This window comes from Actinocorallia aurantiaca (assembly GCF_039533685.1).
In the GTDB taxonomy this organism is placed as follows: Bacteria; Actinomycetota; Actinomycetes; order Streptosporangiales; family Streptosporangiaceae; genus Actinocorallia; species Actinocorallia aurantiaca.
The window spans coordinates 1-7,681 of the sequence record NZ_BAAATZ010000004.1; the positions used below are offsets into that span (position 1 = coordinate 1).

Here is a 7,681-nt window from a genome sequence, read left to right on the forward strand (position 1 = left end):
GGCGTCGAGTTCGGCGCCCGCCCCCTCCCGGCGGCCCGCTCCCGCCGAGAGCGCCTCCCCGGCCCCCGTCCGCACGCTGCGACCGGCGGAGGAGGCCGCAGCGCGTCCCGCCGTCCGGAGGTTCCGGCCGCTGCACGAGGAGCGGAACGTGCTCGGCGGGGTGCTGGCCGCCGCCGTGGTGTCGGTGGTCGTCTCCGCCGCCTGCGGGGCGATCTTCCGGCCGCGCTGAGGGTGGCTCGAGCGTGTGAATGGTGTTACCCAAGGGACAGCAAAGAACTTATTGTGATCATGAGATCACCGTAAGTAACTTCCTCAAGGCAAGCTCCCCACGAGAAGGCGGTATGGCATGACCGAGACAGCGGACCGCACCCAGTCCGGCTCCGACGGCGCGCAGGCCGAACAGCTCAGCCTGGGCACCGCGGCGGCCCGCAATCTGGCCTCCACCACCAAGACCCCGCCCCAGATGCAGGAGATCACCTCCCGCTGGCTGCTGAAGATGCTCCCGTGGGTCCAGGTCTCCGGCGGCGCCTACCGCGTCAACCGGCGCCTGTCCTACACCCTGGGGGACGGCCGGATCGAGTTCGTCTCCACCGGCGCCCGGGTCCAGGTGATCCCCGAGGAGCTCTCCGAACTCCCCGTGCTGCGCGACTTCGAGGACCCCGAGGTGCTGCGCACCCTGGCCAACCGCTGCGAGCAGCGCGAGCTGGCCCCCGGCGAGGTCCTCGTCGAGGCGGGCTCCCCCGCCGAGTACGTCGTCCTGCTCGCCCACGGCAAGCTCCAGCGGATCGGCCTTTCCAAGTACGGCGAGGAGGTCTCCCTCGGGCTGTGCGCCGACGGCGACTTCCTCGGCGCGGACGCGCTGGTGGGCGAGCACGAGTGGGAGTACACCCTCAAGGCGCAGACCCCCTGCACGGTGCTGACCCTGACCCGGGCCGACTTCCGGCAGGTCCGCGGCTCCTCCCCCGCCCTACAGGCCCAGGTCGCCGCCTACCTGGCCAGCCCGGTGCCCGACCACAACCGGTACGGCGAGAAGGAGATCGCGCTCTCCTCCGGGCACTCGGGCGAGCCGCTGCTGCCCGGCACCTTCGTGGACTACGAGCTCGAACCGCGCGAGTACGAGCTGTCGGTCGCCCAGACCGTGCTGCGGGTGCACACCCGGGTGGCCGACCTCTTCAACGAGCCGATGAACCAGGTCGAGCAGCAGCTCAGGCTGACCATCGAGGCCCTGCGCGAACGCCAGGAGCACGAGATGATCAACAACCGGGAGTTCGGGCTGCTGCACAACGCCGACCTCCGCCAGCGCATCCAGACCCACAGCGGCCCGCCCACCCCCGACGACCTGGACGAGCTGCTCTCCCGCCGGCGCGGCTCGAAGTTCTTCCTGGCCCACCCCAAGGCGATCGCGGCCTTCGGCCGGGAGTGCAACAAGCGCGGCCTGTACCCCACGCCCGTGGACGTCGGCGGCCACCACATCCCGGCCTGGCGCGGCGTGCCGATCTTCCCCTGCAACAAGATCCCCGTCAGCGACCGGCAGACCAGCTCGTTCCTGGTGCTGCGGACCGGCGAGGACGAGCAGGGCGTGGTCGGCCTGCACCAGACCGGCATCCCCGACGAGTACCAGCCCGGCCTGTCGGTGCGGTTCATGGGCATCAACGAGCAGGCCGTCATCCAGTACCTGGTGAGCGCCTACTACTCCTGCGCGATCCTCATCCCCGACGCCCTGGGCGTGCTGGAGAACGTCGAGCTCGGTCACTTCTGAGCCCGTCGGCCGAACCGAGCGCCTGAGAGGGGAGTCCGGATGCAGCCTTTCGAACTGCCGGAGTTCTACCTGCCGTACCCGGCACGGCTGAACCCCGGAGCCGAGAACGCCAGGGAGCACGCCAAGAGGTGGGCCTACGAGATGGGCGTCCTCGGCCCTGAATCGGTGTGGACCGAGGAGGAGTACGACGCGCACGACTACGCGTCGCTGTGCGCCTACACCCATCCGGACTCCCCCGGCCCGGTCCTGGACACCGTCACCGACTGGTACGTCTGGGTGTTCTACTTCGACGACCACTTCCTGGAACTGTTCAAACGCACCCATGACCTGGAGGGCGCGCAGCGCTACCTGGACAGGCTGCCCCTCTTCATGCCCGCCGACCCGTCCCTCGGCACGCCCGAGCCGCTGCACCCCGTGGAGAAGGGCCTGGCGGACCTGTGGGCGCGCACCGTCCCCGCCATGTCGCCGCGCTGGCGCGAGCGGTTCGCGCTGAACACCGCGGCGCTGCTGGACGAGTCCCTGTGGGAACTGGTCAACATCAACGACGGCCGGATCGCCAATCCCGTCGAGTACGTCGAGATGCGGCGGCGGGTCGGCGGAGCCCCCTGGTCGTCCGACCTGGTGGAGTACGCCACCGGCTGCGAGCTGCCCGACGAGATCGCGCACAGCCGGGCGGTGGACGTCCTGCGGGACACGTTCGCCGACGCGGTGCACCTGCGCAACGACCTGTTCTCCTACCAGCGCGAGATCCAGGAGGAGGGCGAGCTGTCCAACGCCGTCCTGGTCTTCCAGGAGTTCTTCGGCCACGACGCGCAGACCGCCGCCGACCTCGTCAACGACCTGCTCACCTCCCGGCTCCACCAGTTCGACCACACCGCGGTCACCGAACTGCCCGCGGCGCTGGCCGAGCACGCCGTCCCGGCCGAGGGCGCGCTCGCCGCCGCCGGGTGGGTGAAGGGGCTGCAGGACTGGCAGTCCGGCGGCCACGAGTGGCACATGCGCTCCAGCCGGTACATGAACAAGGGGCCGGTGAGCTACTCCCCCACCGGGCTGGGCACCTCCGCGGCGAGGCTCCCGCCCGGCCCGCGCAACCTCGGCCTCGACCGGTTCCGCGCCTACCTGCACGTCCCGTTCCGGCGGGTCGGGCCGAGCCTGCTGCCGGACTTCGACATGCCCTACCCGCTGCGGCTCAGCCCCCATCTGGAGCACGCGCGCCGGGAGAACAACGCCTGGGCCCGCCGGATGGGCTTCGACGTCCCCGGCGCGCTGTGGACCGAGCGCCAGCTGCACGGCTTCGACTTCCCGCTGTGCTCGGCCGGGCTCGACCCGGACGCGAGCGCGCACGAGCTCGTCCTGTCGTCGGGCTGGCTCACCTGGGGCACCTACATCGACGACTGGTTCCCCCGGGTGCACGGCGCGGCCCTGGACGCGACCGGGGCCAGGGCCTTCGCCCGCAGGCTCCCGTCGTTCATGCCGGTGGACCTCGGCCCGGTGCCGCCCCCGCTCAACCCCGTCGAGACGGCCCTGGCCGACCTGTGGACGCGGACCGCGGGGCCCATGTCGCGGGGTCAGCGGGAGGGCTTCCACCGGGCGATCGCCGTGATGATCGAGGGCATGGCCTGGGAGGTCGCGAACGAGGCGCAGCACCGGCTGCCCGACCCGGTGGACTACGTCGAGATGCGCAGGCTCACCTTCGGCTCGGACCTGACCATGTTCCTGTCGCGGATCGGCTACGAAAAGAGCATTCCACCGGAGGTCTTCGCCAGCCGCACCCTACAGTCCATCAACAACGCGGCGGCCGACTACGGCACCTTCCTCAACGACCTGTTCTCCTACCAGAAGGAGATCGAGTTCGAAGGCGAGCTGCACAACATCGTCCTGATCCTGGAGCACTTCCTGGACGTCTCCAAAGAACGGGCCGTCGAGTTCACCGGCCGGCTGATGAGGCAGCGGCGGCGGCAGTTCGAGCATCTCGTCGCCGTCGAACTGCCCGTGCTGTGCGACCGGCTCGGCCTGTCCGAGGAGGCGAGGACGGCCCTGGACGCCTATCTGGAGGAGCTCCGCGACTGGATGGTCGCGATCCTCCACTGGCATCGCGCCACCTCCCGGTACCCCGAGGCCGAGCTCGTCGGGGACCGGGCGCTCCCGACCGGCGTGCCGGCCCTCACCGGGCTGGGCACCGCCGCCGCCCGACTTTTCGCAGAGAGGACTCCATGAGCGCCTTGCACGAGGTATCCCGTCCGGCCCCCGAGATACTGGGCTGGGGACGGACCCTGGTCGAACCCGCGCTCCGCGAGGCCGTCGGCTCGCTGCCCGACACGGTCCGGCTGATCAGCGGCTACCACCTGGGCTGGTGGGACGCCGAGGGCCGGCCGACCGGCTCCGGCGGCAAGGCGCTCCGCCCCACCCTGGCGCTGCTGGCGGCCCGGGCCGTCGGCGGGCGGGCCGAGGACGCGGTGCCCGCGGCCGTGGCGGTCGAGCTGATCCACGACTTCTCGCTGCTGCACGACGACGTGATGGACGGCGACGAGACCCGGCGGCACCGTCCCGCCGCCTGGCGGGTCTTCGGCACCAACCCGGCGATCCTCACCGGCGACGTGCTGCTGGCCCTGGCCATGGAGACGCTGGCGGCCGCCGGCGGCCCCACGAGGGTGCTCACCACGGGCGTCCTGGACCTGCTCCACGGCCAGAACCTGGACATGTCCTTCGAGACCCGGGACGACGTGCTCCTGTCGGAGTGCGTCGCGATGGCCGTGGGCAAGACCGGCGCCCTGATGCGCTGCGCCTGCGCCCTGGGCGCCGACGCGGGAGGCGGAACCCCCGACCAGGTGGCGGCGTTCGCGCTCTTCGGCGAGCACCTCGGCCTGGCCTTCCAGCACATGGACGACCTCCTGGGCATCTGGGGAGATCCCGCGGAGACGGGCAAGCCCGTCTACTCCGACCTCCTCAACCGCAAGAAGTCCCTCCCGGTCGTCGCCGCCCTCACCTCCGGCACCCGCGCGGCCCGCGCCCTGCACGACCTGTACCGCACTCCCGGCGCCTTCGACCCCGCCGAAGCGGCCGCCCTGGTGGAGGCCGCGGGCGGCCGCTCCTGGAGCCTCGACCGCCTCACCCAGCTCCGCAACCAGGCCCTGGCCACCCTGCGGTCCGTCTCCCCCGACCCCATGATCCTCTCCGAACTCACCACCCTGGCGGACCTGGTCATAGACCGGGCCCGCTGACCCCCGCCCCGGCCGGGGCCGCTTCGCCCCACCGAGGCGGCCCCGGCCGGTCCCACCCGCTCAGGTCCGCCGGTAGGGGTCGCGGCCGGAGGAGGCCAGGGCGCGGTCGAAGGTGGTGGCGGAGGCGGGGAGGGGTACGGGGTCGGCGAAGCCCTGGTACTGGCGGTACAGGTCGCCGTGCTCCTCCACGACGCGCAGGACGAGGGCGGCGGACTCCTCGCCGATCCGGAAGTCCTCGCCGATGGAGCGGGCGACGTCCCAGCCGTGTACGGCCATCTCCTTGACGATCATTTCGGCGATCTGGGGGGCGGGCGCCGCGTGGCCGTCGCCGAGGGGGACCTCGCCCTCCCAGGCGGAAGGGGACGACCAGGCCTCCAGGGCCCGGGTGAGCTGGGCGGCGTAGGCGGCGGGCCAGTCCTGCGCCGCGGTGAAGTCGCGTTCGACGAGTTCCTGCGGGAGGGGCGTCTTCAGCGCCCGGCGCTCCAGGCCGTAGGAGGTGTAGAGCACCCAGTGGTTCACCAGGGCCCGCAGGTCGAATTCCGAGCAGGTCGTCGGGCCGTCCAGGTCGTGGCCGGGCACCTTTCCGGCGATCCGCGTCGCTTCGGCGGCGCACTCCGTCATGGCCTTGTACGTTTCGTTCATGCGTTCGAACATAAACGGCGCGCGGCGGGCGGTCTTGAAGAAACGCGACGGCTACGATGCGGTCATGGCGGTGAAGGCCCGGGGCGTCCTGTACCCCGACGAACAGTCCCGTTACGTCGATCTGACGCAGCACGCGCCGAGCGCTCCCCTCGCCCCGTACGTCGAGCACTACTGGTGCGTCCGCTGGCGGGTCGAGGAGGTCTACGAGACGAAGGTCCTCAGCCATCCCAACGTCCATCTGACGATGGAGCCCGAGGGCGCGTTCGTCTACGGCGTCACCCGCGGCCTGTTCACCCGGAAACTGGAGTCCGAGGCCCACACTCTGGGCGTGAAGTTCCGTGCCGGGGCGTTCCGCGCCTTCTCCGGCTCCCCCGTCGCGGAGCTCGCCGACCGCCGCGTCCCCGCCGCCGTCTGCTTCGGCCCCGAGGTCGACGCCCTGGGCCGCGCGGTCCAGTCCTCCTCCGACCCGGACGAGCTGGTGGCCCTCGCCGAGGCGTTCCTCCTTCCCCGCGTCCCCCCGCACCCCGACCCGGACGCCCTGCGGGCCGCCGAGCTCGTCGACCTCTTCACCACCGGGCCCTCCCTCTTCCGCGTGGACGAGGCGGCCTCCGCCGCGGGCCTCTCCGTCCGCGCCCTGCAACGCCTGTTCGCCGAATACGTGGGCGCCACCCCCAAATGGGTCCTCCGCCGCGCCCGCCTCCACGAACTCGCCTCCCGCGCCGAGCACGGGGACCACGTCGACTGGCCCGCCCTGGCCCTGGAACTCGGCTACTCCGACCAGTCCCACCTCATCCGCGACTTCACCGCCGCCGTGGGCGAACCCCCCACCCGCTACGCCCGCCCCTGACCCGCCCGGCGAGCCCGCACGCCGACCGATCCGTTCCGTCCGGGTGACGCCGGAGGAGAATCTTCGGGCTGCGGCGCCGGTCTTCGGCCTGTTCCGCATACGCTGCGGATGCGCGGCGGCTCCGTTCCGAGGCGGGCGGCCGACTGCTCGGTGTGCGGGCGCGGGCGTCCGCCGGAACCGGGGGCGGAGTGCAGGCCGTGACCTGCGTGGTCTTGGCAGGAGCGGTCCGGATGCGCCACAGTGGAAACACTGTTTCCATCTGGAGGTTCTCATCGTGCATTATGTGATCATCGGCTGTGGAAATGTGGGCATGGAACTGGCCCGGCGCTGGACGGCGGCGGGGCACCGGGTGACCGGGACCACGACCACCGAGGCTCGGGTGGGTGAGCTTCAGGAGGTCTGCACCGATGTCGCGGTGCTGCGCGGCAGCGACCGTGAGGCCGTCGAGAAGGCCGTGCGGGGGGCCGACGCCGTCGTTCTGACGGTGAGCCCGCGGATCTCCCGGTCCTTCGACGCCCAGTCGCGGATCGCCGAGTACGCCGACACGCTCACCGCCAGCGCCGCCACCGCGGCGGCCGTGCACCCCCGGGTGGTGTTCACCAGCTCGGTGTCGGTGTACGGCGCCGGCCGGGGCGACGTGGTGGACGAGTCGACGCCGCCGACCGAAGACGACGACGCCTCGCCGCGGAACTTCGCGTCCGGCGAGGAGGCCGTCCTGGCCACCCCCCGCGGCGCGGCCGTGCGCATCCCCGACGTCTACGGCCACCCCCGCGACATCGACTACCCGAGCCGCGTGAAGATGGCCCACGAGATGCTGGGCGGCAGCGTCCCGTTCTCCGCCGACTCGCTGCTGTACCGCATCGACTACCGCGACGCCGCCGCCGCGCTGGCCTTCGTCGTGGAGAACGAGCTCACCGGCATCTACAACGCCGTCCCGGACGAGACCGTCCCCCCCACCAACGAGCAGGCGTTCGGGGAGATCTGCGCCGCCGAGGGCCTGCCCCCGCTGTCCTTCCGCGGCGAGATCAAGACGCCGACCATGCCGGTGTCCTCCGCCAAGCTCCGCGCGGCGGGCTTCAAGTTCGCCCACTGAGCCCCGGCGGGCCCCAACGGCTCTACGGATCCCCGCCGAGGCTCCGGCCGGGCCTCGGCGGTCCGGAACACCGAGCCGCTGGGCCGTTCACCGTCGCCGGGAACGAAGGAGGCCCCGCC

The 7,681-nt window shown here is 71.9% G+C and carries 7 protein-coding genes; 6 read left to right on the forward strand and 1 reads right to left on the reverse strand.

What is annotated here, in order from left to right:
* From ABD327_RS05645 to ABD327_RS05660, 4 genes are all read left to right on the forward strand, one after another.
* On the forward strand, positions 1-229 hold a 229-nt coding region (locus ABD327_RS05645), incomplete at its 5' end, for a hypothetical protein (RefSeq protein ID WP_344449090.1).
* Between the two features lie 117 nt (positions 230-346).
* Complete coding sequence (locus tag ABD327_RS05650; RefSeq protein WP_344449091.1) at positions 347-1,759, forward strand: family 2B encapsulin nanocompartment shell protein; 1,413 nt, start codon at positions 347-349, stop codon at positions 1,757-1,759.
* Between the two features lie 39 nt (positions 1,760-1,798).
* Positions 1,799-3,976: a terpene synthase family protein gene (locus tag ABD327_RS05655; protein ID WP_344449092.1), complete on the forward strand. Its 2,178-nt coding sequence runs from the start codon at positions 1,799-1,801 to the stop codon at positions 3,974-3,976.
* Positions 3,973-4,980, forward strand: coding sequence for a polyprenyl synthetase family protein (locus tag ABD327_RS05660; RefSeq protein WP_344449094.1), 1,008 nt, complete (start codon positions 3,973-3,975; stop codon positions 4,978-4,980). Before ABD327_RS05655 ends, ABD327_RS05660 begins: the two co-directional genes overlap by 4 nt.
* A gap of 60 nt (positions 4,981-5,040) precedes the next feature.
* On the opposite strand, the gene ABD327_RS05665 is transcribed toward ABD327_RS05660, so the two are convergent.
* Entirely contained in the window at positions 5,041-5,622 is a 582-nt protein-coding gene (locus ABD327_RS05665; protein ID WP_344449095.1) for a TIGR03086 family metal-binding protein, read from the reverse strand.
* On the opposite strand from ABD327_RS05665, the gene ABD327_RS05670 reads away from it, so the two are divergent.
* Together ABD327_RS05670 and ABD327_RS05675 are read left to right on the forward strand one after the other, a co-directional pair.
* A complete protein-coding gene (locus ABD327_RS05670) occupies positions 5,621-6,469 on the forward strand; it encodes a DUF6597 domain-containing transcriptional factor (protein ID WP_344449096.1) in 849 nt (282 codons plus the stop codon). The genes ABD327_RS05665 and ABD327_RS05670 overlap by 2 nt on opposite strands.
* Before the next feature lie 274 nt (positions 6,470-6,743).
* The gene (locus ABD327_RS05675; protein ID WP_344449097.1) at positions 6,744-7,562 is read left to right on the forward strand and encodes an NAD(P)-binding domain-containing protein; all 819 of its coding nucleotides are present in this window, start codon (positions 6,744-6,746) and stop codon (positions 7,560-7,562) included.
* Positions 7,563-7,681 lie beyond the last annotated feature (119 nt).

Bases quoted from the DNA above. Each gene is read 5' to 3' on its own strand.
- ABD327_RS05655 (WP_344449092.1), top strand. From the start codon at position 1,799: ATGCAGCCTTTCGAACTGCCGGAGTTCTACCTGCCGTACCCGGCACGG.
- ABD327_RS05670 (WP_344449096.1), top strand. From the start codon at position 5,621: ATGCGTTCGAACATAAACGGCGCGCGGCGGGCGGTCTTGAAGAAACGC.
- ABD327_RS05660 (WP_344449094.1), top strand. From the start codon at position 3,973: ATGAGCGCCTTGCACGAGGTATCCCGTCCGGCCCCCGAGATACTGGGC.
- ABD327_RS05650 (WP_344449091.1), top strand. From the start codon at position 347: ATGACCGAGACAGCGGACCGCACCCAGTCCGGCTCCGACGGCGCGCAG.
- ABD327_RS05665 (WP_344449095.1), bottom strand. From the start codon at position 5,622: ATGAACGAAACGTACAAGGCCATGACGGAGTGCGCCGCCGAAGCGACG.